Below are 25,045 nucleotides of genomic sequence, written 5' to 3'. Positions count from 1 at the left end.
CCTTGTTATCGCTGGTCAGCAGTGGTTGAGTTGACCCATGAGCAACCAAACGGACCCAGAGGACAGAGTTCCGCCAACGACGCGGAACAAGAATCTACGGAATGAAACTGCTCGTGATCAAACCTTCGCCAGTGGCGAGCCCACGCGCGCCTTCGATCAGACGCCGGCGCCGTATGCCGAGCAGGACTATGCCGAGCAGGGCTATGCCCCGGCAGCCGAAACGCCGGTGGCCGACGCTTCGGTGCTGGATCCACGCCTGACGGATCCGCGCCTGACCGACCAGCAGACGGCCGTAGCCAGGGAGAAGGAACAGTTCGGCGGCGTCAAGGTGGGATCTGCCTTTTTCGGCTGGCTCGCTGCAACCGGCATGGCCGTCCTGCTCACAGCCTTTGTGGCCGCAGCGGGAACCGCGGTGGGGCTGGCGAACAACACCGACGTCAACGAGGCCGTCAACCAGGTGACGACCAACGGCGCCGTCGGGCTGGTGGGCATCATTGTCCTGCTGGTGGTCCTGTTCGTCTCCTACTACTCCGGTGGCTACGTTGCCGGCCGGATGGCACGGTTCAACGGCGCCCGGCAGGGTTTTATGGTGTGGATCTGGGCGCTGATCGCCGCGGTTGTGATTGCCCTGCTGGGCATCATCGCCGGCCAGCAGTTCAACGTCCTCGCCAATTTGAACAGCTTCCCACGGATCCCCATCAACGAAGGCGAACTGACCCTCACCAGCATCATTGCCGCCGTTGTGGTGGCCCTGGTTGCGCTGGTGGGTGCCGTGCTCGGCGGCCTAGCGGGCATGCACTTCCACCGCAAGGTGGACCGCGCCGGCTTCACCCCGGACGAAACGTACAGCGGGGCCTAGGCGAGCATCACGGCGTCGACGTAGTACCAGCGGCGGTTCTCACGGACACAGCGGCTGGTTTCGTGGTGGACTCCGCGTTGGCCGTTGTGCCGGAAGTGGGCCTTGAACTCCACGGTCCCCTCCGTATCCAGCGGGCCGCCGCGGCTCGTGGAGAGGATGTCCAGGCGGCGCCACTCCATGGCCGGGTCCAGTTCCAGGTCCGAAGGCGCAGTATCCGGATGCCAGGTTTTCCGGAGGTAGTCGGCGTCCAGCAGGACAAACGCGCTGTAGCGGGAGCGCATCAGCTGCTCCGCCGTGGCTGCTTCGGCCCCGCCGATGTGGAAGCGCCCGCAGCAGTCCGCGTAGGTCTCGCCGGACAGGCAAACGCACGGGCCGGCGGTGCTCGGATTCTCGGGCATGGTGCTCCTGTCGCGGTTGTCCGGACAACAGTCCGGCGGCCTCGTGGGTCCCTTCCGACTATAGGCCGCAGCCGGCGTTGTCATATCCGGTAACAGCTTCGAAACAACCTCGGACGAACCCCGCCGGGCGCGGCAGGACGGAAAAATAGTCCGTAAGGTGGAGGAGGGCTGTTGCCCGTGGTGATGAGTGCCGGGACGGACTCCGCCGCCGGCAGAGAGGAGAGATGACGTGGGAGATTCAACGACGATCGCTCTCAACCTGACTTTTTTCGGCACCCTCGGCCTGGCGCTCCTGATGTTCCTGGGCCTGTTCCTGCTGGTGGTCATCACCTTGCTGCTTGCCGGCGTCGGGCGGCTGTTTGTGCTGACCGTCATGGCCCTCTTTGGCCGGCTCCCGAAAAACGAAACCCTCCCCCTGGTCCGCCTGACCGGGGACTCCGCGCCGCCGTCGGACGCCCCCGTTGAAACGCACGACGACGGCGCTGCCGCCCCGTCTGCCGGCCAGCCGGCCCTCGCCGAGGTGCTGGGCTCAAAGGCCGGCGCGCTACGGACGACAACCGGAGCGGCCCTGTCCACGATGTTTGCCCACGGCGCGGCCGCAGTGGCCGCAGTGAGCACGCCGCGCAACTGGCGCAAAGCCGTTCAAGACGCCCGCACCTTCCTGAAACCCTCCAAACTCCGGCCCCGCTTCCACCATGCGGTGGAGCATCACCCGCTGCTCACCGCGGCCCGCAAGGAACCCCCGGTGTTCGCCGAGGACTGGGCTGCCGCGGTGGCCGAAGCGGATGCCCGGGCCATGGCGCGCGCCCGGGCCGCCGCCCCCGAAATCAAGATCACGGTCCGCGATCTTCCCGGCCCCTCCGTTCCCGCAGCGAAGGTGGAAGCGGTGGCTCCGCTGGTGGAGTCGGCGCTGCACCAGGACAACCCTGCGCGGGACAATTCCAACCGCGACAACCCCAGCCATGAGAGCGCCGGCCTCGGGGCCGCCCGCTCCTTCACGAAGCCGCCCACCCCCGCGCCCCTGTCCCTGCTGGACACCGGATCGCTGCTGTCGTTGTCCGGCCACGCGAACGTCCTCAAGGCCAAGCTGCCTGCCGACCGGAGCTGAGGACCGTGCGGCTCCCGGGCCGTCACAAACCGTCACTGCCCCGGCCCGCGTTACCCCGTGCTACGAAAAGCGAAGCACCATGGCGCTTTCCTGCACCACAGCGCCGAATTTGTGTAGCGTCGTGACGATCCACAGCAATCCGCGTGGGAAATCGATCGTGAGGAGCCGGGGATGAGCCTCAGCGAACTTCGTGTGTTCGGGCGGTCCGGCACGCCCATCAGCCCGCTCACACTGGGCACCATGAACTTTGGCGAAGGCCCGGGCGGCGCGGCCGGCGGCCCCCAGGCAGGCGGCGCCCCCACCGGTGCGGATGAAAGCATCCGCATCATCCAGGCCGCCCTCGACTCCGGCATCACCGCGGTGGACACCGCCGACGTGTACTCCCAGGGTGAGTCCGAACAGGTGGTGGGCCGGGCGCTCCGCGGCCGCCGCGACGACGTCTTCCTGGCCACCAAGTTCCACGGCCAGATGAGCGCCAACCCGGCCCACTCGGGGAACTCCCGGCGCTGGATCATGCAGGCGGTGGAGGGCAGCCTCCGGCGGCTGCAGACGGACCGGATCGATCTGTACCAGGCGCACCGGCCGGACTACAACACCGACGTGCTTGAGACCATCACCGCCCTGAACGACCTCATCCGGCAGGGGAAGATCCTCTACTACGGCACCTCGGTGTTCACCCCGGCGCAGCTCGTGGAGGCCCAGTGGCTGGCCACCACCAACCACCTGATCCCGCCCGTAGCCAACCAGGTCCCGTATTCGATGCTGGTCCGCGGCAACGAACGCGATGTCCTGCCCATTGCGCAGCAGTACGGCCTGGGTGTGCTCGCCTACGGTCCGCTGGCCGGGGGCTGGTTGTCCGGCGAGTTCGTCCTCGATGCCGGGAAACCGCCCACCCGAGTCCATTCACTGCCGGGACGCTACGACATTTCCGGGCCGTCCAGCGAGCGGAAGCTGCTGGCGGCGGACGCGCTGGCCCGGCTGGCCGACAAGCTGGAGATCTCGCTCGTGGAACTTTCCATCGGGTTCGCGCTGAACCACCCCGCCGTCAGCAGTGTGATCATCGGCCCGCGCACCGAGGACCATCTCAAGGCCTATCTCAAGGCCGCGGACACCCTCCTGGGCGAGTCCGTGCTGGATGCGATCGACGAACTGGTGCCGCCCGGGACCAACTTCGTGGAGCGCGACGCCGGGGCGATAGTGCCGTCCCTGGAGTACGCGGAACTCCGCCGCCGCTGATCGCGGGGGCGGCCGCACCGCCGTCGCGCGTTTGCGGAAAGCCCTTTCCCTCAATAACTATCTCCGCTAGCGTGGAAACCATGGAATTCAGATACCTCGGAAACAGCGGCTTCAAAGTCTCGGAAATCACGTTCGGCAACTGGCTGACGCACGGCTCCCAGGTGGAGAACGACGTCGCCACCCAGTGCGTACGCGCAGCGCTCGACGCCGGCATCAGCACCTTTGATACGGCGGATGTTTATGCGAACACCGCCGCCGAAACCGTCCTCGGCGAGGCGCTGAAGGGCGAACGCCGCGAGTCCCTGGAGATTTTCACCAAGGTCTACGGCCCCACCGGGCCCAAGGGCAAAAACGATGTTGGCCTGTCCCGCAAGCACATCATGGACTCGATCAACGGCTCACTCAGCCGGCTCCAGACGGACTACGTGGACCTCTACCAGGCCCACCGGTACGACTTCGAGACGCCCCTGGAAGAGACCATGCAGGCGTTCGCGGACATTGTGCGGCAGGGCAAGGCGCTGTACATCGGCGTCAGCGAATGGACCGCGGAGCAGCTCCGGGACGGCCACGCGCTGTCCAAGGAACTGGGTTTCCAGCTGATCTCCAACCAGCCCCAGTACTCCATGCTCTGGCGCGTCATAGAGTCCGAGGTTGTGCCGGCGTCGGAAGAACTGGGGGTGTCCCAGATTGTCTGGTCCCCCATGGCGCAGGGCGTGCTGAGCGGCAAGTACCTGCCCGGCCAGCCAGCACCCGCGGGCAGCCGCGCCACGGATGACAAGGGCGGCGCCAGGATGATCGAGCGCTGGATGCGTGACGACGTCCTCGCGGGTGTCCAGGACCTCAAGCCGATCGCCGCGGAAGCCGGGCTCTCCCTGCCCCAGCTCGCGGTTGCCTGGGTGCTGCAGAACCCGAACGTTGCCTCCGCCATCGTCGGGGCGTCGCGCCCTGAGCAGCTCGCAGACACCGTGGCCGCCGCGGGTGTGACGCTGGAGCCGCAGACCATGAAGAAGATCGACGACGCCATCGGCTCACTGGCGGAACGCGATCCGGCGCAGACCAAGTCCCCCGCCACGCGCGAAGCGTAGGAGCTCCCCTCCTGGAGTTTTTGTCCAGATAATGGCCGGAAAACGCTCGAACGGCCCCGTTATCTGGACAAAAACTCCGGGCTGGCGTACGGGTGCTACAGGCTCAGCAGCCCTCGAAGTCCGTGAGCACCTTGACCTTGTCCGCCGAAGCAGAGCTCGGATCAAACGTGTAGCCGATCCATTCGCGGGCCAGCCTGCTGGCCAGCTCCACTCCCACCACGCGCTGCCCCATGGTGAGGACCTGGCAGTCATTGGACAGGACGGACCGCTCCACCGAGAACGAATCATGGGCCGTGGTGGCACGGATGCCGTCCACCTTGTTGGCGGCGATCGCCACGCCGATTCCCGTGCCGCAGAACAGGATGGCGCGGTCGGCCTTTCCGTCGCGGATCAGCTCTCCCGCCGCGATGCCAACGTACGGGTAGGGCCGGACGAAGTCCTCCGCGGCATCGCTCCGGTTGACGCCGATATCGATGATCTCGCTGATCCTCGGATCGGCCTGCAGGTCTGCCAGGATGCGGTTCTTGTAGTCGACGCCGGCCTCGTCGGCCCCCAGGACCAGGCGCAGTCCGGGCGTTGCTGGAGTGGGCGTTACTGGCTCCGTGGTCATGAAAGTGCTCCTGCGGTCTCGCTGGAGGTGGTGGCTGATTGGCCCGAACCTGCCAGGAACGGCCCCATGACGGTGAAAATCATCGCGAGTGACGTCGCTCCGGGGTCCGGCGTGCCCAGGCTCTTTTCCGCGAGTGGCCGCGCCCGTCCCTTCAGTGGGCGGAGTGCGGCCGTGGCTTCGGCCGCCGCCACAGCATCAAGGGCCGCTGAAGCCCAGGCCTGACGCGGTTCTGCGCCCTCCTGGACGAGGCGGGTAAGCGTTTCAGTGAACGGCAGCAGCGCATCCACCATGGTCTTATCGCCCGGTCCGGCCTTCCCCAGGTCAGTGATCCTGGCTGCGAAGGCGCTCATGCCGGCCGCCAGTTCCTCGGCGCCAGGGGTCCGCTGGTTCCCCAGCGATTCACCCAACGCCCGCAGCCCCGCACCCCACAGAACCCCGGAAGTGCCGCCGGCCTTGTCTGCCCAGGCGTCACCGGCGGCGATCAGGACCGAGCCCGCCCCGGCACCCCGGGTACCCGCCGCGGCACCTGCTGTGGCGGCGGCGTCGATCCCGCGGACCATTCCCCGGCCGTGGTCGCCGTCGCCGGCCACCGCATCGAGATCACCCAGCCGCGACTCGGCCGCATGTAGTGATTGACGGGCGGCTTCGAGCGCCGCAACGCACTGGACGGCGTAGGCGCGGGAGTCGCCGTCGGCCTCGAATGGCACGTCGGCGGTCCCGGCGTCGGACGTTTCCTGGCCGGAGGCGGCCCCTAACTGGACGGCGGCAGTTCCCCGGCGGTAGGCAGGGGTTTCCGCGGGCGCCGTCCAGAGCGGTTCCAGCTCCTCGTCCAGCCAGGTGATGGTGAGGGAGACACCGGACATGTCGAGGCTGGTGACGAGCTCCCCCACCTCGGGCATCACCAGGGTGTAGCCGGCGTCGCGGAGGAGAAGGGCCACGGTCAGCCAGAGGACAAAGAGCTCCTCGTGCTTGGTGGACCCCAGCCCGTTGAGGATCACTGCAAGCCGGTCGCCGGCACCGGGCGGGGTTTCGGCCAGCAGCCGGGACACAAATTCCTGGCCGAGTTCCTTGGCGGACGGCAAATCGGTGTCGAACAGGCCGGGCTCGCCGTGGATTCCCAGGCCGAGGCCCATCTGCTTGTCCTGGAGCGTAAACAGCGGGGCGTCCGCGCCGGGGAACGTACAGCCGTGGAAAGCGCTGCCGATGGTCCGCGTCAGGCTGTTGGCTTTCCGGCCCAGGCGGACGACGTCGGCCAGGTCAGCGCCCGCTTCAGCGGCAGCACCCATGATCTTGAAGACCGTGAAGTCACCGGCGATGCCGCGGCGTTTGTCGGATTCCGACGGGGGCGCGCTGGCGATGTCGTCCGTGACCAGGACGTTCTCAACCTGGATCCCTTCGGCGGCGAGGCGTTCGCTGGCCATGCCGAAGTTCATCACGTCCCCGGCGTAGTTGCCGTAGGTGAAGACAACGCCGGCGCCCGAATCCGCGGACTTGGCCACGGCGTAGGCCTGCTGCGCCGAAGGCGACGTGAAGATGTTGCCGACCACGGCGCCGTCGGCCAGTCCGGTGCCGATCAGCCCGGCGAACGCCGGGTAGTGCCCGGAACCGCCGCCGGCGAGGACGGCAACCTTGGGGTTCGCCGGACGGTGGCGCCGCACGGCGCCGCCGGGGACCTGGCGCACCAGCCCGGAATAGACGTCGCAGAATCCGGCAAGGGCCTCTTCTGCGAATTCGGAGGGATCATTGAAAATCTTGGTCATGGTGGGCTCTCTGACGTTTGCGCCGGGGCGGGCTGTTAGTGGATGTGGCTTCCGCCGTTGATGTCGATGGTGGTTCCGGTGAGGTACGCGGATTCCTCGGAGGACAGGAACGTGATGACGGCCGCGATCTCTTCGGTGGTGGCATTCCGGCCCAGGGGGATGCCGGCGTTGATGGCGGCTTCCTGCTCGTCAGTGCTGCCCACCCGGATGTTGGTGTCCACGGCGCCGGGCGTGATGGCGTTAACGGTGACGCCGGTGGCGCCGATTTCCCGGGCCAGCGCCTTGGTGAGGCCCAGGATCGCGGCCTTGGCTGCTGAGTAGGGGACCTTGCCGAACACGCCGCCGCCGCGCTGAGCGGACACTGAGGACATGTTGACGATCCGGCCCCAGCCGTTGGCGATCATGTCCGGCAGGAACGCCTTGGTGACCAGGTACGTTCCGGTGGCGTTGACATCCATCACCTTGTGCCAGAGGTCCAGCGTGGTCTCCAGGAACGGGACCGGGGAGGTGATGCCGGCGATGTTGGCAAGGGCTCCGACCGGGGGCAGGATGCCGGCAGTAATCTCCGCATTGACTGCTGCGTAGGCGATGTTGACGGAGCCTTCGTTGGCGACGTCGATCTCGTGGCCGAAGGCAGGCACGTTGAACTCATTGCCGATATCGGCGGCGACCTTGGCGGACTTCTCGCCGTCGAGGTCCAGGATCACCACCGCCCAGCCCTGGCTGGCATAGCGGCGGGCGGTGGTGATGCCGATGCCGCGGTCCGAGGTTGCCCCGGTGAGGACGGCGGTGCGCTGGATGGTGGTGGTCATGATGCTCCTTGGATTACTTGGTGGTGGTTCAGATGAGGTCGGTGATGAAGCTTGCCGCCTTGGCGGCGGCAGCGGGACGTTCGTCGTGGGTGACGTCGCGGGTTTCGAGTTCGAGGGAGAAGTGGCCGGTGTAGCCGCCCTCCGCCAGCGCGCGCAGCCCTGCGGCGAAATCCGCGTTGCCGTTGCCGATGCTGAGGTTGATGTTGCCCGGCACCGCATCACGGAGATGAACGTGGGCAATCCGGCCCTGGTGGCGTTCGAGGTACTCCAGCGGATCTTCTCCGGCGGCGACGATGTGGCTGAAGTCCATGACAATTCCGACGCCGGTACCCGCCAGCCGCCGGGCCAGCAGTTCCGCGCGTTCGAGGTTCCAGCAGAACCGCAGGAAGTGCAGGGATTCGGTCCAGAGCTCGACGCCGAACTCCGCCGCACGCTGCCCGGCATGGATGAGCTGGGCTGCAACTTCGTCCAGATCCGCGTCAAGGCTCCGGACCGGTTCGTGGCTCAGCGCGCCGCACGGGAGGACCAGCGCTTTCGCGCCGGTGTTGGCCGTGAGGGTGAGCAGCGCCTCCAGGTGCCGTTCGCGGGCAGCATGCTGGCGGGGGTCGAGCACTGCGTTGAGGTCGCCGATATCTCCGTTGACGGAACGGACGCGCAGCCCGGAAGCGGCAACTTCCGCAGTGACAGCGGTGACGGCCGCGTCATCGAGGTTGTACGGGACGTGGTCGCACACCCCCGGGAGGGCGCCGAGGTCGATCTCTTCGAAGCCCAGGCCGCCGATGGTACGCAGGGCGGCTGGCAGGTCCTGATGCCTGAAGCTGATGGACGAGCAGCCGAGTCGTGAGTTGAACATCGTCGTTGATCCTCTGAACGAGCGGGTGGTGATGTGAATCACTGTAGATTAATTCACTGTCAACAGTCAACCTCCAACATTGACTGTTGACAATGGAGCATGACCCGGGTCACACTGGCATATCATTTGTTAACAGTCGACAGCGGTGGCGCGGAAGCGTTCCCGCTCTTCGAAAGGGATTCAGCAATGAGCAATGAAGCTCTGAAAATGCGCGGCCACGTGCATGGCACAAAGGACGCAAAGCGCGTCGCAATCGGGTCCGGCGTTGGCGCCGTAATCGAGACGTATGACTTCATCGGCTTCGGCACCGCGGCTGCACTGTACTTCGGCACGGCGTTCTTCCCCACCGGCGACCCGGTGACGGGCACGCTGGCAGCCTTCGCCACGCTCGGTGTCGGTTTCGCCGCCCGCCCGATCGGCGGCATCATTGGCGGGCACCTCGGCGACAAGGTGGGCCGCAAGCCCGTCCTGGTGGCCTCCCTGATCCTCATGGGTGTGGCCACGTTCCTCATCGGGCTCCTGCCCACCTACGAGCAGGTTGGCCTGCTGGCCCCAGCCCTGCTGGTCTTCGTCCGCGTGGTCCAGGGCCTGGCCTTCGGCGCTGAGTGGGGCGGCGCCATCCTGATGAGCTACGAGCACGCGCCCTGGAAGTCCAAGGGCAAGTACACCGGCATCGTCCAGGCTGGCTTCCCCGTGGGCCTGCTGCTGGCGAACCTCGTCTTCCTGGTCAGCGTGAACCTGGGCGGCGAACTTGCCTGGCGCGTTCCGTTCCTGGCCAGCATCGTGCTCGTCGCCGTCGGCCTGATCATCCGTTCGAAGGTCCCGGAATCACCGGTGTTCGACGAGGTCAAGGAGAGCGGCTCCATCGTCAAGTCCCCGATCATCGAGGTCATCAAGACGGACTGGCGCAGCATCGTCCGGGGCATCGGCCTCCGCATTGCCGAGACCGCCGGCTACGCCGTTTCCATCACGTACATGATTTCCTACCTGCACACCCAGCAGCTGGCTGACAAGACCCAGACCCTCGTGGCCCTCTGCATCGCCTCTTTCATCGGCATCTTCGCCACCATGGCGTGGGCCCGGCTCACGGACAGGATCGGCCGACGGCCCCTGTACATCTGGTCCACAGCCTTCGCCGTGCTGTTCGGCATCCCCATGTTCCTGCTGGTGAACACCGGAATGTTCATCTTCGTGATCGCCACCATTGTGATCTCCTACGCCGTCTGCCAGAACTCCCTTGCCGGCGCCCAGGGCGCGTGGTTCCCCGAACTGTTCCAGGCCAAGACCCGCTCCTCCGGCGCCTCGCTGGCCTACCAGATCTCGGCCATGGTCTCGGGGTTCACGCCCTTCGTCACCACCCTGCTCTTCGTTTCCTTGGGCTGGATGGGTCCTGCGATCCTCTTCAGCTTCTACGCGGCCATCGGCCTGTGGGCCGCCTTGGTCACCCGGGAGACCTGGGGCAAGCGCGAACGGCAGCTGGCAGATGAGGCCACCAAAAGCACGCCGCAGTCAGTGAGCGTCTGATGACTGCGACACAGGAACTGCACTCACACGAACTCCCCCAGCAGGAACGCATGATCCAGGAAACGGCCGCGGAACGCCTCGACCGCGTCGGCGCCGCGGCGTACCGGATCCGGCATCACGCTTTGAACATGGGCGAGGTGCAGGGCCAAGGCTACGTGGGCCAGGCCCTCGGCGCGGCAGACATGCTGGCCACCGTGTACTCCGACCAGCTCCGCTTCCGCGCCGAGGACCCGGAATGGGACGCCCGGGACCGGTTCCTGCTCTCCACCGGGCATTATGCGATCGGGCACTACGCGGCATTGGCCGAAGCCGGCACCATTCCCGTCGCCGAACTCGAAACGTACGGCTCGGACGACTCCCGGCTGCCGATGTCCGGAATGTCCACCTACACCCCCGGTATGGAAATCTCCGGCGGATCCCTGGGCCACGGCCTGTCCATCGCCGTTGGCATGGCCCTGGGCCTGCGCTACCAGGGCTCCAACGCCAGGGTCTACAACTTCCTCTCCGACGGCGAACTCGACGAAGGCTCCACCTGGGAGGCCGCCATGGGCGCCCACCACCACCAGCTCGGGAACCTCACCGCCATGGTGGACATCAACGCCCTGCAGGCCGACGGCAAAACCGACACCGTCCTCCGCACCGAGCCCGTGACCGAAAAATGGGAAGCATTCGGCTGGTACACCCAGCGTGTGGACGGGAACGACGTCGGCGCGCTGCTCGCAGCGTTCGACAACGCAGCCGCCCAGGCCGCCGCCGTCGGACGTCCCTCCGTGATCCTTTGCGACACGAAGGTGGGACGCGGCGTCCCGCTGCTGGAGGAGCGCAAAAAGGCGCACTTTATGCGCATCGAAGAACACGAATGGCAGACCTGCCGCGAACAGCTGACCGCAGGACACGAAGGAAAGGACGCCCGATGAGCACCGCAGCCGTTTCCACGGGACCCGCACCGAAGTTGAAGACGTCGGCAATGATCGCGTCCTTCGCCGACCCCGGCCAGAAAACTACCTCCGCACCGTTCGGGCATGCGCTCGTCAAAGCCGCGCAGGAGAACGACAAAATTGTGGGCCTCACCGCGGACCTCGGCAAATACACCGACATGCACGTCTTCGCCCAGGCCTTCCCGGAGCGGTTTTTCCAGATGGGCATGGCCGAACAGCTGCTCTTCGGCGCCGCCGCGGGGCTCGCCGAAACCGGGCTGGTCCCGTTCGCGTCCACCTACTCCGTGTTCGCCGCCCGCCGCGCCTACGACTTCCTCTGCCTCGATGCCGCCGAACCAAACCTCAACGTCAACATCGTGGGCGGCCTGCCCGGCCTCACCACCGGGTACGGTCCCAGCCACCAGGCCACCGAGGACATGGCGATCTTCCGTGGCATGCCCAACCTGACCATCGTGGACCCCTGCGACTCGATCGACATCGAACAGGCCGTGCCCCAGCTCGCCGCCAGCGAGGGTCCCACCTACCTGCGGCTGCTCCGCGGGAACGTGCCCACCGTGCTGGACGAGTACGGCTACACGTTCGAACTCGGCAAGGCCAAGGTCCTGCGCGGCGGCAATGACGTGGTGTTCATCTCCTCCGGGCTGATGACCATGCGTGCGCTGCAGGCAGCGAAAGCCCTCGCGGCACACAACGTGGACGTCGCCGTCGTCCACACACCCACGATCAAACCGTTCGACGCCGCCACCGTCCTGGGCGAAATCAACACCGACCGCCTCGCCGTGACCCTGGAAAACCACAGCGTGACCGGCGGCCTCTTCGAAACCGTCGCCTCCGCCGTCGTCACCGCGGGGCTCGGCAAGAGGGTAGTGCCGGTGGCGCTGCCGGATGAGTTCCTCGACGCCGGCGCCCTGCCCACCCTCCACGACCGCTACGGACTCACCGTCGAAAAAATCGTCGCGAAAGTCCTCGCCGAACTGAAGTAGAAGCGTTTCGCCGGAAGCGCGGAGCCTCCCCGGCCGGCGCCGCGCTTCTGGCGTACCATCGACAGTTAACACATCGACTGTAAACAGTTGACCCCTGACATTGAGGAAGTATCACGATGGCCGGAGCAACAGCATCGCTGCTGGGACTGCAAAAGAAGAGCCTTCGCGAGCAGGCCCTCTCGGCACTGCGCGCCGCCATCACCAGCGGCGAGCTGGAGCCGGGGCGGCATCTGGTGGAAACCGAGCTGTCGGAAATGCTCCAGATCAGCCGCGGCACGTTGCGGGAAGCGCTGCGCCAACTCGAACAGGAAGGCCTCCTCTCCCCCGGGCCCCGGGGCCGGCTTTCCGTCCGGCACCTGGATGAGAAGGAAATCCGCGATATCTACTCCGTCCGGGCAGCACTTGAATCCCTTGCGGCCCGCACCCTGTGCGAACTCCCGGACCGGGAGCACGTCATCACCTCGCTGCGGGCCGCCATTGAAGCCATGGCCGCCGCGGAGAAGGCCAGCCTGCAGGAACGCATCGAATCGGATCTGGAATTCCATCGGACCCTGTGCCGCCTGACCGGCAACGAAACCCTGCTGCATTCCTGGGAGTCGCTGGAAGGGTCCATCCGGATGTCCATCATGTTCGCGGGCAGGGACAAAGGTGTGAAGAACATGAGCGTGGACCGGCACTACGACATCGTCACCGCCATCGAGACCGGAGACGCCTCGCTGGCCCGGAACACCATCCGCGAGCACATGGACACCGCCGCCGCGAACCTGGTGGCGTAAGGCTCTGCCGCAGTAACCTGGTTCCGCGAGACCGACGCCGTATACTCAGTGCCAGCCATGACCATCCCTCCGTCCTCCCCCGCCAGCGTCCGCATCGATGCGTGGCTGTGGGCGATCCGCGCCTACAAGACACGCTCAGCCGCCACCGCTTCGTGCCGCGCAGGCCACGTGCGGCTGAACGGAAGCCCAGCCAAAGCCTCGGCCACCCTGGTCACGGGCGACACCGTCACGGTGCGGATGTCCGGCTTCGAACGCATCCTCGAAGTCCGCCGCCTGATCGCCAAACGCGTGGGCGCAGAGGCCGCGTCGCACTGCTTCACCGACCACACGCCGCCAAGGCCGGTGGCACCTGCGCTTGGCCTCCCGCAGCGGGACCGCGGCGCGGGGCGTCCCACTAAGAAGGACCGCCGCGAGATGGAACGGCTCAAAGGCTCCGCAACCTAGTCAGCGTCCTGTTCGCCCGTTGAGCCATCAGAATTGGAACTGTGAACAACATCGTCCTGTGCTCCGTCCGCCAGCCCGGCGAGGTCACCGTCTCGGACCTGCACATCGTTGATGGCGTGGTGGCCGGGATCCGTGCCGGCGGCGGAATCCCCGGCGGCTCCCGCGTGGTCAGCCTGGACGGGCGCTACGTTATTCCAGGTCTCTGGGACGAGCACGTCCACATGACCCAGTGGGCGCTGCACTCAAACAGGATGGACCTGTCCGCCGCCGCATCCGCGCGAGAGGCTGCCACCGCCGTCGGACGTTATTTTCGCAACGCCGATCCTTCCGTCACGGCCGTGGGGGTGGGCTTCCGCGACGCCTCGTGGCCGGACGTCCCCACTCTGGAAATGCTCGACGCCGCCACCGGCAACCAGCCCACCGCCCTGATCAGCCACGACCTGCATTGTGTCTGGCTGAACAGCGCTGCCGCCCGGCGGTACGGGATGGAGGTTGATGCCGGCGGCCTGCTCCGGGAGGAACTTGCCTTTGCGCTGACCCGTGAGCTGGGCAAACTTCCGGACTCAGTGGTGGACCGCTGGGTCCGCGATGCCGCAGACGCGGCATCCGCCCGGGGCATCGTGGGCGTCGTTGATTTCGAGATGACCTGGAACCGCGACGTGTGGCTGCGGCGCATCGCCGGTGGATTCACCAGCCTGAGGGTTGAGGCCGGCATCTACCCCGAGGACCTGGAGCGGGCCCACAACGACGGCATGCGCACGGGCCTAGAGCTCGACGGCGGCAAGGGGCTCCTGCGCGCCGGCCCGCTGAAGGTGCTCATTGACGGCTCGCTGAATACCCGGACGGCGTTTTGCGTGGACCCATACCCCGACGGCGGCTACGGGCTGCTGACTGTCAGCTTTGACGATCTGGTGTCCCTGCTTCGGCGGGCACGTGAATACGGCTTTGTCCCGGGGGTCCATGCCATCGGGGATGGCGCCAATCAGGTGGCGCTGGATGCCTTCGAGCGCGCAGGGATCGGCGGCCGGATTGAACACGCGCAGTTTGTCCGGACGGAGGATCTGGCCCGCTTTGGGCCCCTGGGCGTTACGGCCAGCGTGCAGCCCGTGCATGCACTGGATGACCGCGACGCCGCGGAGTCCAACTGGGGCGGCCGCACGCAGCGGGCGTTTCCGCTGAGATCGCTCCTCGACGCCGGAGCCACGTTGGCGCTGGGTTCTGACGCGCCGGTTGCGCCACTGGATCCGTGGGCTGCGCTGTCGGCGGCCACCACCCGGTCCCGGCAGGACACCCGCGGGCCATGGCATCCCCAGGAATGCATCAGCCGGGGGCAGGCACTAGCGGCTTCAGCCAGGGGTCGGAGCCGGATCCGAGTCGGGGACCCGGCGGACCTGGTGGTGCTCGACACCGATCCGCTGGCCGCGCCGGACTCCGAATTCGCAGCCATGCCGGTTGCGGCAACGCTGCTGGCCGGCCGCTTCACGTACGACGGCGGCCTGGCCTAATTCCGCACCTTGGCCTGCACGAGATTCGCGAACGGCAGCCGGCCATGCTCGGCAACAAAGGCTGCGTGATACGCGGCCTCGGCCTGGTTTACTTCTTCGGCGGGCACCTCTTTCCACGCCATGATGAGTTCATCCGTGTGGGTCAGCTGCCAGATGAGCCGGCCGTCCCAATGGCCCGGCGGCCTGCCCCGCCCAAAATCCAGGAACTCCTTGATCTGGTTCCGGAGGCCGCGGTTACCCTTGCTTCCCGGCCCGGCTTTGCCAATGTAGAGAATGTCCGCGCCGTCCACCCATTCAGCCCATATGGCGTCCGCCGGCAGGGTGGGATTCTTTTTCTTGAAGGTCCCGGCGGTGCTGATCTTGAGGAAGTGCGGCTCGAACTCATTCGGCCGGAGAACGGCGAACACCCCGGTGCTCTGCGGAATCCTGATGATCTCCAGGCTATCGAAGGCCCGGAAGCCGGCAAAGCCGTCGGACTTGAGCGTTTTCCTGTTCATCATGATGACGTTACCCGGCCCGGCGCCGGTCCGACGCAAACTTGCACTGCGCACCTATACCTTCAAAAGCGTAGAGTGGGTTCAGACGCCTGTTTCTGGACGCCGTGCTGCTGAGGGAGAGATCGTGACGATTGACTGGGACGAAAAAAAGGCCCTGCTACAGGAACCAAACATCGCGGCGGTAACGCAGCTCTGCGATGAACTGATGGAAAAGAAGCCAGGGTCCGTCGTCCCCTACATCGACCCCGTGCATGACGAGGACGAATGCCGGATCGTCAGCCTCCACGTCAGTCCGGGCAAGGGCACCGAATCGGGGTTCGTCTCCCATTTCAATGACGATGAGGCCGCCCGCCGGGCCACCCAGATTTACGAACTTGCCGAGCTTGATCCGCGCTACGTGATGCCGTGGAATGCGTACCCGTGGGTGCGGGATCCGGAGCTTCCGTCGGCGCTGAACGTCCAGGAGAAGACTGACGGCCTGCGGCCCTTCCGGCAGTTCCTCAAGATCAACCGCCGGGTCTCTGCAGTAATCGCACACGGCACGGACGCCTCCACGTTCCTCACCCTCTTCGAGAAGACCTACCATTCTTCCCTGAAGAACAGCGGCATCAAGATCTACAAGGCCAGCGCGCTCGGCGGGCGGGCCTTTGCTGTTTCCGAAGCAAAACAGGAGGATCTCCTCGCCAAAAGCGTGGACGTCTACAAGGACGCCATGCAGCGGGCAGGCATCCAGCACCTCTAGCACGCACGACGGCGGGACTCCCCTCTGTGGCGCCGCCCACCGCGGTGCTAGGTTGGGCGAATGGACGTGCTCAACTGGCTGCTCGACTCTGATCCCGCCATCCGCTGGCAGGTCCTGGGCGACCTCGCCGACGCGCCTGCTAACGAGATTTCTGCCGAGCGGCACCGCGTTGCCACCCATGGTTGGGGCGTGCGGCTGCTTCAACTGCAGGGAACGGACGGACAGTGGGCTGGCGCCACGTATTGGCCGGCAGATGACGACGATCCGAACAGTCAGCCCTGGACCGCCACGACATACAGCCTGTTGCTCCTCCGGGATTTCGGGTTGGACCCTGTCAGCCCGGAGGCCAGGCACGCGATCACTCTGGTGCGCGACAACAGCCGTTGGGAGGCAGCCAACCAGCTTTTCTTCGAGGGTGAGATCGAACCCTGTGTCAACGGCATGGCCGTAGCACTCGGGGCATACTTCAGCGAAAACGTGGACCCGGTGGTAGAGAGGCTGGGCCGGGAACAGCTCGCCGACGGGGGCTGGAACTGCGAGGCAGAAATAGGATCCAGGCGCTCATCTTTCCACACCACCATATGCGTCCTGGAGGGTCTCCTCGAGCACGAACGTTCCACCGGCGGGACCTCCCAATCGCGGCAGGCGCGGCGGCGCGGAGAGGAATACCTCCTGGAACGCGTCTTGCTGCGGGGAAAGTCCTCCGGCGAGGTGATTAGCCCGGACTGGCTGCAATTCTCCTACCCCACCCGCTGGTACTTTGACGTGCTCCGCGGCCTGGACTACTTCCGCGCCACCGGCTGCAATCCAGACGAACGCATGTCGGAAGCAGTGGACGTGGTGCGGTCCAAGCAACAGCCCAACGGCACATGGCTGTTGGAGAACACCCACCCCGGTCGGGTCCACTTCGCTCTGGAAGCCGGCGACGGACAACCAAGTCGGTGGAATACTCTCCGCGCCCTGCGAGTGTTCAAGTGGTTCGACGGTTTGTGACTACTCACTGCTTAGCCTTCCAGCAGCCTCCGCCGGTGTTTCAGCTCCTTCACCCACGCCCTGGTGACCATGTCGGGGAACGGCGAGCCGCCGTCGTCGTTCTTTCCCGGACCTCCAAGTGCGGCAAATGCGGTGCCCGCCTCCAGGTCGGCGATCAGCGGACCTGACGCCTTCAAGGCGAGCTCCAGCACCTGGGCTGCTGTGCGGTCACTCAATCCCAAGTCCTTGGCCCAGCCAAGAAAGTGCCGGCGCGAGATCCCGCTCCGCTTCCCCTTCAGGGTCAGCGCAAGGGTCTTGTCCCCGTAGACCACTGTGGAGGGAATGTCGTAGACCGGGGCGATGGTCCACTCGCCATGCGGCTGCTGGACCATGGAAACGTTCTTGGCGTGCAGGTCCCCATTGCCACTCAGCCACGCAAACGCCCCCTGGACCGCGAGGTTCCGCAGGGCCGGGAGCGGGGCCGAGCAGTAGTCGGCCAGAGCATGGCAGACCTGGCCATAAGGCACGTTGTACTTGTCCGCCGGGTAGAGCTTCAGGACCTGGGCCCCGTCCTCCACCGCCAGCCGCCTGACATCATCGGGCCCGCCGTCGGGAAGCGGGATCCGGTCGAAACGCTCCACCAGCAGACCCGGCCGGCCCGCGACGTCCCGGATCAGCCGGACCCGGCTCAGCGGAATCCGCAGCCTGGCCGCATACCGGAACATCACCAGCTCGTTCTCCACCACATGCGGGAATTCGGGGGCGTTGAGTTTGAGGATGAACCGCCTGCCGGCGCTGGCCACAGGGAGCGAGATCATGCCGGCGGACAACTTGTCCTGCACGCCGGCGAGCGCCACGGGGTCAATAAGGTCCGGATCGCCGAGCAACTTGTCGAAATCAACCGGCAGCTTGGGATCCAGCTGGACAGCGTGCTCGTCCGGATCCAGTGCCTCGCCGTGGCCGACGATCTGGACGTCGCCCACCGGATTCCCGCCGGCGGCGATCAGCAGGGACAGGTCATCGTCGGCGCTGGTCTTGATGGAGCGCCGCAGCGCGTTGAGCCGGCGGCCCTCGGGCAGGAGGCCGGTGAAGTAGGGCGGCGCCGCCCCCGCCGCTGAATCGACGGGCGCGCCGGTGAGCGGCAGGGAACTGGCGACGGCGGGTCCCCCGGACCCGAGGTACGCCGGCACGTAGCTGAACCGGGTGCCGCCGTCGTGCCGTTCAAGCCTCGCGGCGAGCACGCCGGCCTTGTAGATGTCTGCGACGCGGTGTTTCATCGCCGTGGTTCCTGGCCGCTGGTTTGGCCTGCGAGCGCGCGGGCACCCTTGCCGGTCCTGGTGGTGATCCGGAGCTCCAGGCCCAGCGTGTCCAGGACGGCCAACAGGGAATCCAGCTGGATGCTGGGCTTGCCCTGCTCAACGAACCTGACGAAGCGTTCCGAGACCCCGGCCATGTCTGCGAGGTCCTGTTGGGTCAGGCCCAGCGCTAGGCGGCGCGAGCGGACCTCTGAAGGCAACTGATCCCCAAATGCGTCGGCCATGAGCAACTCCAATAGGTACGATCGTTCCGAATCCGGCTTGCAGCCAGCTTAAGCCTTGGCATTTGCTTCTGCATAGGGCTGAACGGCACGTTCGTACCGATCGGCCCTGGTGAATTCGCGAAGTCCCCTGCCCCGGTTGCTGGCGCAACACGCAGAACGGCGGGAGAATCTAAGTACCAAGACCAAAGAATCTGAAGGAGCCAGCAGGCATGCCTGCTCCAGCGTTTCCGCGCCCGGTGGAAGGGCGGTTCCGGCGGCGTGGATGCCGCGCTGCTGTCCCTCCCCATCCGGAATGTCATTTCATTCAACGATCCGAGGATGGTCTCCACCACCCAGGCCATCGCGGCGAACCTGGACGCCGGCAACTGGCTGCCGTTCCGCTACCTGCCGCAGGAGTCGCCGGACGGACTACCCGGCGGCGAAGGCGCCTTCCTGCTGTGCAGCTTCTGGCTGGTGGACAACCTGGCCGGGCAAGGGCGGCTGGACGAGGCACATGAACTTTACGAATCCCTGTGCAGCCACGCGAATCCCCTGGGCCTGCTCCCCGAACAGATCCATCCGGACACCGGGGAGTTCCTGGACAACTTCCCCCAGGCCTTCAGCCATGTGGGCGTGCTCGCCAGCGGGTTGCGGCTCCTGAAGGCCCAGCGCCGCAACGCCGCGCACTCCTGACCGTCTACGTCATAAACATTGACACTCCCTATGGCCCGTGCCATATTTGTGGCGTGAACCTGTCAGACAGCCGGACAGCAAGACAACCTGTGACGGCCTGTCCTTAGCTCCAGGAACTTCGCAGCCCCGAACACCTGGCCAACCTCAGCAAAATGGCCCCAACCGCCCAACCCCTCCGATCACCATGCTGATCCGGTGCACATCGTCGTGCCCAAAATCCCCGCCGGGGCAGCAGCCGCCAGACTCATGCAGAAGAGACCCGCGTCCGCGCTCCAGCAATGCACTGATCGAGTCACGCCCTGAAAGGCATGCGAAAAATGATTCATTCACTCACGGTCCCCGAAGACGCGGACCGTCCCCGCGACGTCCGGTCGAGGATCATCGAGCATCTCGCCCGTAACGGAGCGAGCAAGGTGTCCGACATCAGCAGCGCCATCAATTCCTCCAGGGAAAACGTCCGTTACCACCTTGCGGCGCTTGAGGCTGCTTCGCTTGTCCGCTCCAACATTTCCCCCGGGACAAGAGGCGGCTGCACCCCCTTCTACGCCCTCCTACCCGCGATTGCACGGTCCCGGCAACCAGTTCCCTGAGCAGCGGCGCGCATTCTGCAACTCCTTGTGCGAACCTGACGGCTTGTCCCGACCCTGACGACCGGCGGATCCTGGTCCGGGGATTCAACCGCCTCGGGCCAGGGCCCGCAGGCCCCTCGGGTACCCGCATTGACACACACTGTGACCCGTGCCATATTTGAGGCGTGAACCTGTCAGACAGCCGGACAGCAGGGCATCCTGCGAAGCCCTCCGGACACCAGCCCCCCGGAGCCCAGCGGCTCGACGCCCAACCGCTGGCCCGTCTCAGCGCGGCGGAAGCTGTCTTCAACGCCATCCGTGCCGATATCGAGTCCGGCACCGTGGCAGTGGGCGGCAAGCTCAGCTCCGAGGCGATGCTCTCGCAGCAGTACGGGGTCAGCCGCTCGGTCATCCGCGAGGCGCTCCGCTCCTGCACCGCCCTGGGCCTGACCGTCACCAAGACCGGGAAGGGCACGTTTGTGGTCGCCAACAAGGTCGCCAGTGACCTAACCCTGGGGCATTACTCTGCCCGGGACCTCACCGAGGCCCGCCCGCACATCGAGGTTCCGGCAGCAGGACTGGCAGCGCAGCGCCGGACCGACGAGGAACTCGAGACGCTGCGGCAGATCGTCGCCGCGATGACCACGGAAACAGACCCGGAAAGCTGGGTTGCCCTGGACTCCAGCTTTCACGCTGCCATCGCCCGCGCCAGCGGCAACAAGGTGTTCGCCAGCGTGGTGGCCGACATCCGGGGAGCCCTGGCCTTCCAGTCGGAAACCCTGAACATGGTGGCAGACCGCCAGCACGCGTCGGACACCGAGCACCAGCAGATCCTCGCCGCCATCGAGGCCGGCTCCGCCGAGGCCGCAAGCATAGCCATGGCCGAACACCTGCGCGCCGTGGGCGCTGCCCTCGACTCCATCCTCAACAAGTAACTCCCCTAACAAAGACCCCTAGGACTCCATGCCTGCCCCTGCCCTTCCTGCTGCCCAAACCGCTGTCCCCGGCACGGCCGCACACGCATTTTTGACTGGGATCGACGCCGCGAACCTCCCCCGGCACGCACCCCTGGTGGTGGCCACGCGCGACGGACTGGTGGAAAGCGTCCACTACGGCTCGGCCATCGCCACGGCAGCCGACGGCTCGATCCTGGCGACGGCAGGCGACCCGCTGGCGCCGTTCTACCCGCGCTCTTCCCTCAAGCCCCTGCAGGCCGTGGCCATGGTCCGCGCCGGCCTGAACCTCCCCGCCGACCTGCTCGCCCTGGCCGCAGCCAGCCACTCCGGCGGAGCCAAACACCGCGGCGGCACCCAGCGCATCCTCGCCATGCACGGGCTTGCTGTGGGCGACCTTGAGAACAGCACCGACCTGCCCTACGGCACCGGCGAGCGCGAGGACTGGCTGCGCACCGGCTTCCGCGCCACGCAGCTGACCCAGAACTGCTCCGGCAAGCACGCCGCCATGGCCGCCACGTGCGTCATCAACGGCTGGCCGGTCAAGGGTTACCTCGATCCGTCCCACCCGCTGCAGCAGCTGATCGCCGCCACCGTCACCGAACTGACCGGCGAGGAGGCCTTCGCCCGCAGCACGGACGGCTGCGGGACGCCTCTCTTCGCCCTCACCCTCCGCGGCATGGCCCGCGCGTTCGGCGCCATCGCGGCGGCCGCCACCGCGGTTACCATCGTCAGCACCTCCGACGACGGCGGGACCGCCCCGCTGCTTGCGGAAGCCGCCGTCGGGCTCGCCATGCGGCAGCACCCTGACATGGTGGCCGGCGATCGCCGGGACGTCACGGATCTGATGCGGCTGCTGCCCGGCTCTGTGGCGAAGGACGGTTTTGAAGGTGTGCAGCTCGTCGGCCTGCCGGATGGCCGCGCAGTTGCCGTCAAGATTTCCGACGGCGGTGACCGTGCCCGGATGCCCGCCACCGTCCACGTTCTTGAATCCCTCGGTGTGGACATTGCGCCGATCGCGAGCATCGGCACCGTCCCTGTCCTGGGCGGCGGCCACAAAGTGGGCCTGCTGCGGCCCACAGATTTCCTGCCTGCACTAACCCTGTCCGCGCCCGTCAACGAAGCCCTGTGAGGACCCCCATGACCAACCTGACCACCAACCCGAGTGCCGTGGAAACTTTCCCGGAAACCCGGTCCGAGCATGACCTTCTGGGTGACCGCGACGTCCCCGTTAACGCCTACTGGGGTGTCCACACGCTCCGCGCCGTGGAAAACTTCCCCATCACCGGGCAGCCCCTGTCCTCCAACATGCACCTGGTCCGGGGACTGGCCGCCGTGAAACTTGCAGCCGCCCGCACTAATCGGGAACTGGGACTGCTGGACGCCGAACGCGGCCAGGCGATCGAGCAGGCGTGCACCGACGTGATGAACGGCCAACTCAGCGAGCAGTTCGTGGTGGACGTGATCCAGGGCGGCGCCGGGACGTCGTCGAACATGAACGCGAACGAGGTCATCGCCAACCGCGCCCTCGAAATCCTCGGCCACCCCAAAGGCGACTACACCCGCCTGCACCCCAACGACCACGTGAACCTCAGCCAGTCCACCAACGACGTGTACCCCACCGCCGTGAAACTGGGTACCATCTTCGCCGGCCGGGAACTGCTGGACGCACTGGCCGAACTCGAAGAGGCCTTCGCCGCCAAAGCACTGGAATTCCGCACCGTGGTGAAGATGGGCCGCACGCAGCTGCAGGACGCCGTGCCCATGACCCTGGGCCAGGAGTTCGGCACCTACGCCATCACCATCGGCGAGGACCGGCTGCGCCTGGCCGAGGCGGAACTGCTGATCCACGAAATCAACCTCGGCGCCACCGCCATCGGCACCGGCCTGAACGCCCCCGCCGGCTACACCGAGGCGGCCTGCCGGCACCTGGCCGAGGTCACCGGCCTCCCCCTGGTCACCGCCGTCGACCTCATCGAAGCCACCCAGGACGTGGGCGCCTTTGTGCATCTGTCCGGCGTGCTCAAGCGCGTGGCCGTGAAGCTCTCCAAGATCTGCAACGACCTCCGCTTGCTCTCCTCCGGCCCCCGCGCCGGCTTCGGCGAGATCAACCTGCCAGCCGTCCAGTCCGGGTCCTCCATCATGCCCGGCAAGATCAACCCGGTCATCCCGGAAGTGGTCAGCCAGGTGGCCTACGAGGTCATCGGCAACGACGTCACCATCACCATGGCCGCCGAAGCCGGGCAGCTCCAGCTCAACGCCTTCGAACCCATTATTGTCCACAGCCTCCACAAGAGCATCTCCCACCTCGAAGCGGCCTGCCGCACCCTCACGGCACGCTGCGTCCGGGGCATCACCGCCAACACCGAGCACCTCCGGCTCACCGTGGAACGGTCAATCGGCCTGGTCACCGCCCTCAATCCCCACCTCGGCTACGCCACCGCCACCGCCATCGCCCAGGAAGCCCTCGCCACCGGCAAGGGTGTGGCCGAACTCGTGCTCGAACACGGCCTGCTCACCGCCGCCCAGCTCCAGGAACTCCTCAGTCCGGAACGCCTGGCGAACCTCAGCAAACAGCCTTAAGGACACCTCCATGACACATTCCCCCGTTACGGACCACACGGTCCCGCCCCAGGCGCACGCCACCGAAAGTGCCCTCCACGCGGAGGACCAGGGCTACCACAAGAACCTCAAACCGCGGCAGATCCAGATGATCGCCATCGGCGGCGCGATCGGCACCGGCCTGTTCCTCGGCGCCGGCGGCCGCCTCAACGCCGCGGGCCCGTCGCTGGTCATCGCCTACGCCGTCTGCGGCTTCTTCGCGTTCCTTATCCTGCGGGCGCTGGGCGAACTGGTGCTGCACCGGCCGTCGTCGGGCTCGTTTGTTTCCTACGCCCGCGAATTCTTCGGCGAGAAAGCCGCGTTCGTGTCCGGCTGGTTCTACTGGATCAACTGGGCCACCACCACCATCGTGGACATCACCGCCGCCGCGCTCTACATGAACTTCTTCGGCAACTACATCCCCTGGATGGCGGCCGTCCCGCAGTGGGCCTGGGCCCTGATCGCCCTCGTGGTGGTCCTCGCCCTGAACCTCGTTTCCGTCAAGGTGTTCGGTGAGCTCGAGTTTTGGTTCGCCCTGATCAAGGTCGCCGCGCTGGTTGTTTTCCTCGTGGTGGGCACGTACTTCGTCATCTTCGGCACACCTGTGGACGGCCAGCCGGTGGGCCTCAGCCTCCTCTCGGACAACGGCGGCGTATTCCCCAACGGCCTGCTCCCCATGATCATCCTGATGCAGGGCGTCCTGTTCGCCTACGCCTCCATTGAACTCGTGGGCACCGCCGCCGGCGAGACCGAGAACCCGGAGAAGATCATGCCCAAGGCCATCAACTCCGTGGTCTTCCGGATCGCGGTCTTCTACGTCGGCTCCGTCATCCTGCTCGCGCTCCTGCTGCCGTACACGTCCTACGAAAAGGGCGTCAGCCCGTTCGTGACGTTCTTCGGTTCCATTGGCATCCAGGGCGTGGACGTCATCATGAACCTGGTGGTCCTCACCGCCGCGCTCTCCTCGCTGAATGCCGGCTTATATTCCACCGGACGCATACTCCGCTCCATGTCCGTGAACGGTTCCGCCCCGAAGTTCGCGGGCCGGATGAACAAGGCGGGCGTCCCCTACGGCGGCATCGCCATCACCGCCGGAGTGTCCCTGCTGGGCGTCCCGCTGAACTACCTGGTGCCTGCACAGGCCTTTGAGATCGTGCTGAACGTGGCGTCCGTGGGCATCATCATGACCTGGGCAACGATTGTGCTCTGCCAGATCCAGCTCCAACGCTGGGCGAACAAGGGCTGGCTCAAGCGCCCGTCGTTCCGGATGTTCGGCGCTCCATACACCGGCTACCTCTCGCTGCTCTTCCTGGTGGGCGTGCTGGTGATGGTGTTCATCGAATCCCCGCTCACCATGCTGGTCACGGCCATCGCCTCCGTGCTGATGGTGTTCGGCTGGTACGCCTGCCGCGCCCGCATCCGTGAAATCGCCGAGACCCGCGACGGCTTCACGGGCACGGCTCCCGTCGTCGCCAACCCGCCTGCGGAGAGCTTCAAGAAGTAGCGCCCTGCCCGGCCAAACCGGCCGTGACGCCCGACGGCGGCACCTGGGTTCCGTGGTCACGGAACCCAGGTGCCGCCGTCGTACGTTCCGTAATGCAACGCTCC

Annotated in this window: 26 protein-coding genes; 18 read left to right on the top strand and 8 right to left on the bottom strand. The window is 66.3% G+C overall.

Annotated features, from left to right (window positions below; genetic code table 11):
• The first annotated feature begins 37 nt into the window (after nucleotides 1–37).
• The gene (locus MUN23_RS09580) at nucleotides 38–859 is read left to right on the top strand and encodes a hypothetical protein (protein ID WP_248763573.1); all 822 of its coding nucleotides are present in this window, start codon (nucleotides 38–40) and stop codon (nucleotides 857–859) included.
• Here the strand turns inward: MUN23_RS09580 and MUN23_RS09575 are convergent.
• Nucleotides 856–1,257, bottom strand: coding sequence for a YchJ family protein (locus tag MUN23_RS09575; RefSeq protein WP_248763572.1), 402 nt, complete (start codon nucleotides 1,255–1,257; stop codon nucleotides 856–858). The two genes, MUN23_RS09580 and MUN23_RS09575, sit on opposite strands and share 4 nt — an antisense overlap.
• A gap of 229 nt (nucleotides 1,258–1,486) precedes the next feature.
• On the opposite strand from MUN23_RS09575, the gene MUN23_RS09570 reads away from it, so the two are divergent.
• The 3 genes from MUN23_RS09570 (at nucleotide 1,487) to MUN23_RS09560 (ending at nucleotide 4,686) form a co-directional block, all read left to right on the top strand.
• The gene (locus tag MUN23_RS09570; RefSeq protein WP_248763571.1) at nucleotides 1,487–2,365 is read left to right on the top strand and encodes a hypothetical protein; all 879 of its coding nucleotides are present in this window, start codon (nucleotides 1,487–1,489) and stop codon (nucleotides 2,363–2,365) included.
• Nucleotides 2,366–2,536: 171 nt separating this feature from the next.
• Nucleotides 2,537–3,601 (top strand): aldo/keto reductase, encoded by a 1,065-nt coding sequence (locus MUN23_RS09565; RefSeq protein WP_248763570.1) that lies wholly within the window; start codon nucleotides 2,537–2,539, stop codon nucleotides 3,599–3,601.
• An 80-nt stretch (nucleotides 3,602–3,681) separates the two neighbouring features.
• A complete protein-coding gene (locus MUN23_RS09560; protein WP_248763569.1) occupies nucleotides 3,682–4,686 on the top strand; it encodes an aldo/keto reductase family protein in 1,005 nt (334 codons plus the stop codon).
• Between the two features lie 103 nt (nucleotides 4,687–4,789).
• Here the strand turns inward: MUN23_RS09560 and MUN23_RS09555 are convergent, their stop codons facing one another.
• From MUN23_RS09555 to MUN23_RS09540, 4 genes are read right to left on the bottom strand one after another with little or no spacing between them, the layout of a single operon-like run.
• The gene (locus tag MUN23_RS09555; protein ID WP_248763568.1) at nucleotides 4,790–5,296 is read right to left on the bottom strand and encodes an RpiB/LacA/LacB family sugar-phosphate isomerase; all 507 of its coding nucleotides are present in this window, start codon (nucleotides 5,294–5,296) and stop codon (nucleotides 4,790–4,792) included.
• Nucleotides 5,293–7,056, bottom strand: a complete 1,764-nt coding sequence (locus tag MUN23_RS09550; protein ID WP_248763567.1) for a dihydroxyacetone kinase family protein — start codon at nucleotides 7,054–7,056, stop codon at nucleotides 5,293–5,295. The genes MUN23_RS09555 and MUN23_RS09550 overlap by 4 nt, the downstream gene beginning before the upstream one ends.
• 35 nt (nucleotides 7,057–7,091) lie before the next feature.
• The gene (locus MUN23_RS09545; RefSeq protein WP_248763566.1) at nucleotides 7,092–7,868 is read right to left on the bottom strand and encodes an SDR family NAD(P)-dependent oxidoreductase; all 777 of its coding nucleotides are present in this window, start codon (nucleotides 7,866–7,868) and stop codon (nucleotides 7,092–7,094) included.
• 28 nt (nucleotides 7,869–7,896) lie between these two features.
• The gene (locus MUN23_RS09540) at nucleotides 7,897–8,721 is read right to left on the bottom strand and encodes a sugar phosphate isomerase/epimerase (RefSeq protein ID WP_248763565.1); all 825 of its coding nucleotides are present in this window, start codon (nucleotides 8,719–8,721) and stop codon (nucleotides 7,897–7,899) included.
• A gap of 186 nt (nucleotides 8,722–8,907) precedes the next feature.
• On the opposite strand from MUN23_RS09540, the gene MUN23_RS09535 reads away from it, so the two are divergent.
• From MUN23_RS09535 to MUN23_RS09510, 6 genes are all read left to right on the top strand, one after another.
• Nucleotides 8,908–10,245, top strand: coding sequence for an MFS transporter (locus tag MUN23_RS09535; RefSeq protein WP_248763564.1), 1,338 nt, complete (start codon nucleotides 8,908–8,910; stop codon nucleotides 10,243–10,245).
• Nucleotides 10,246–10,295: 50 nt separating this feature from the next.
• The gene (locus MUN23_RS09530) at nucleotides 10,296–11,162 is read left to right on the top strand and encodes a transketolase (RefSeq protein ID WP_248764041.1); all 867 of its coding nucleotides are present in this window, start codon (nucleotides 10,296–10,298) and stop codon (nucleotides 11,160–11,162) included.
• The gene (locus MUN23_RS09525) at nucleotides 11,159–12,166 is read left to right on the top strand and encodes a transketolase family protein (protein ID WP_248763563.1); all 1,008 of its coding nucleotides are present in this window, start codon (nucleotides 11,159–11,161) and stop codon (nucleotides 12,164–12,166) included. Before MUN23_RS09530 ends, MUN23_RS09525 begins: the two co-directional genes overlap by 4 nt.
• Before the next feature lie 116 nt (nucleotides 12,167–12,282).
• Entirely contained in the window at nucleotides 12,283–12,942 is a 660-nt protein-coding gene (locus tag MUN23_RS09520; protein ID WP_056342034.1) for a GntR family transcriptional regulator, read from the top strand.
• Between the two features lie 57 nt (nucleotides 12,943–12,999).
• Entirely contained in the window at nucleotides 13,000–13,386 is a 387-nt protein-coding gene (locus MUN23_RS09515; protein ID WP_248763562.1) for an RNA-binding S4 domain-containing protein, read from the top strand.
• A 41-nt stretch (nucleotides 13,387–13,427) separates the two neighbouring features.
• A complete protein-coding gene (locus MUN23_RS09510; protein WP_248763561.1) occupies nucleotides 13,428–14,891 on the top strand; it encodes an amidohydrolase in 1,464 nt (487 codons plus the stop codon).
• On the opposite strand, the gene MUN23_RS09505 is transcribed toward MUN23_RS09510, so the two are convergent.
• Nucleotides 14,888–15,391, bottom strand: coding sequence for a hypothetical protein (locus MUN23_RS09505; RefSeq protein ID WP_371876008.1), 504 nt, complete (start codon nucleotides 15,389–15,391; stop codon nucleotides 14,888–14,890). The two genes, MUN23_RS09510 and MUN23_RS09505, sit on opposite strands and share 4 nt — an antisense overlap.
• 121 nt (nucleotides 15,392–15,512) lie before the next feature.
• Here MUN23_RS09505 and MUN23_RS09500 point away from each other — a divergent pair, with 121 nt between their 5' ends.
• On the top strand, nucleotides 15,513–16,130 hold the full coding sequence (locus MUN23_RS09500) for a uracil-DNA glycosylase (RefSeq protein ID WP_056342023.1): 618 nt from the start codon (nucleotides 15,513–15,515) through the stop codon (nucleotides 16,128–16,130).
• 60 nt (nucleotides 16,131–16,190) lie between these two features.
• A complete protein-coding gene (locus MUN23_RS09495; RefSeq protein ID WP_248763560.1) occupies nucleotides 16,191–17,123 on the top strand; it encodes a hypothetical protein in 933 nt (310 codons plus the stop codon).
• A gap of 11 nt (nucleotides 17,124–17,134) precedes the next feature.
• Here MUN23_RS09495 and MUN23_RS09490 read toward each other — a convergent pair whose 3' ends face one another.
• Together MUN23_RS09490 and MUN23_RS09485 are read right to left on the bottom strand one after the other, a co-directional pair.
• Nucleotides 17,135–18,379: a type II toxin-antitoxin system HipA family toxin gene (locus tag MUN23_RS09490; protein WP_248763559.1), complete on the bottom strand. Its 1,245-nt coding sequence runs from the start codon at nucleotides 18,377–18,379 to the stop codon at nucleotides 17,135–17,137.
• Nucleotides 18,376–18,642 carry a helix-turn-helix transcriptional regulator gene (locus MUN23_RS09485; RefSeq protein ID WP_248763558.1) on the bottom strand — a complete coding sequence of 89 codons (267 nt, stop codon included), beginning with the start codon at nucleotides 18,640–18,642 and terminating at the stop codon, nucleotides 18,376–18,378. Before MUN23_RS09485 ends, MUN23_RS09490 begins: the two co-directional genes overlap by 4 nt.
• Nucleotides 18,643–18,900: 258 nt before the next feature.
• Between MUN23_RS09485 and MUN23_RS09480 the strand changes: the two genes are divergently transcribed.
• The 6 genes from MUN23_RS09480 to MUN23_RS09455 all read left to right on the top strand — a co-directional run bounded on the left by MUN23_RS09480 (nucleotide 18,901) and on the right by MUN23_RS09455 (nucleotide 24,941).
• Complete coding sequence (locus MUN23_RS09480; RefSeq protein WP_371876007.1) at nucleotides 18,901–19,314, top strand: glycoside hydrolase family 15 protein; 414 nt, start codon at nucleotides 18,901–18,903, stop codon at nucleotides 19,312–19,314.
• A gap of 317 nt (nucleotides 19,315–19,631) precedes the next feature.
• Complete coding sequence (locus MUN23_RS09475) at nucleotides 19,632–19,904, top strand: winged helix-turn-helix domain-containing protein (RefSeq protein ID WP_248763556.1); 273 nt, start codon at nucleotides 19,632–19,634, stop codon at nucleotides 19,902–19,904.
• A gap of 164 nt (nucleotides 19,905–20,068) precedes the next feature.
• A complete protein-coding gene (locus MUN23_RS09470) occupies nucleotides 20,069–20,818 on the top strand; it encodes a FadR/GntR family transcriptional regulator (protein WP_371876006.1) in 750 nt (249 codons plus the stop codon).
• 28 nt (nucleotides 20,819–20,846) lie between these two features.
• Nucleotides 20,847–21,968 carry an asparaginase gene (locus MUN23_RS09465; protein ID WP_248763555.1) on the top strand — a complete coding sequence of 374 codons (1,122 nt, stop codon included), beginning with the start codon at nucleotides 20,847–20,849 and terminating at the stop codon, nucleotides 21,966–21,968.
• An 8-nt stretch (nucleotides 21,969–21,976) separates the two neighbouring features.
• Nucleotides 21,977–23,419 (top strand): aspartate ammonia-lyase, encoded by a 1,443-nt coding sequence (locus MUN23_RS09460; RefSeq protein ID WP_248763554.1) that lies wholly within the window; start codon nucleotides 21,977–21,979, stop codon nucleotides 23,417–23,419.
• Between the two features lie 10 nt (nucleotides 23,420–23,429).
• A complete protein-coding gene (locus tag MUN23_RS09455) occupies nucleotides 23,430–24,941 on the top strand; it encodes an amino acid permease (RefSeq protein ID WP_248763553.1) in 1,512 nt (503 codons plus the stop codon).
• Nucleotides 24,942–25,045 lie beyond the last annotated feature (104 nt).

Source organism: Pseudarthrobacter sp. SSS035 (genome assembly GCF_023273875.1).
Taxonomy (GTDB): domain Bacteria; phylum Actinomycetota; class Actinomycetes; order Actinomycetales; family Micrococcaceae; genus Arthrobacter.
The sequence above is the reverse complement of the archived record's forward strand: the minus strand, read 5'-3'. Positions and strand labels throughout refer to the sequence as shown.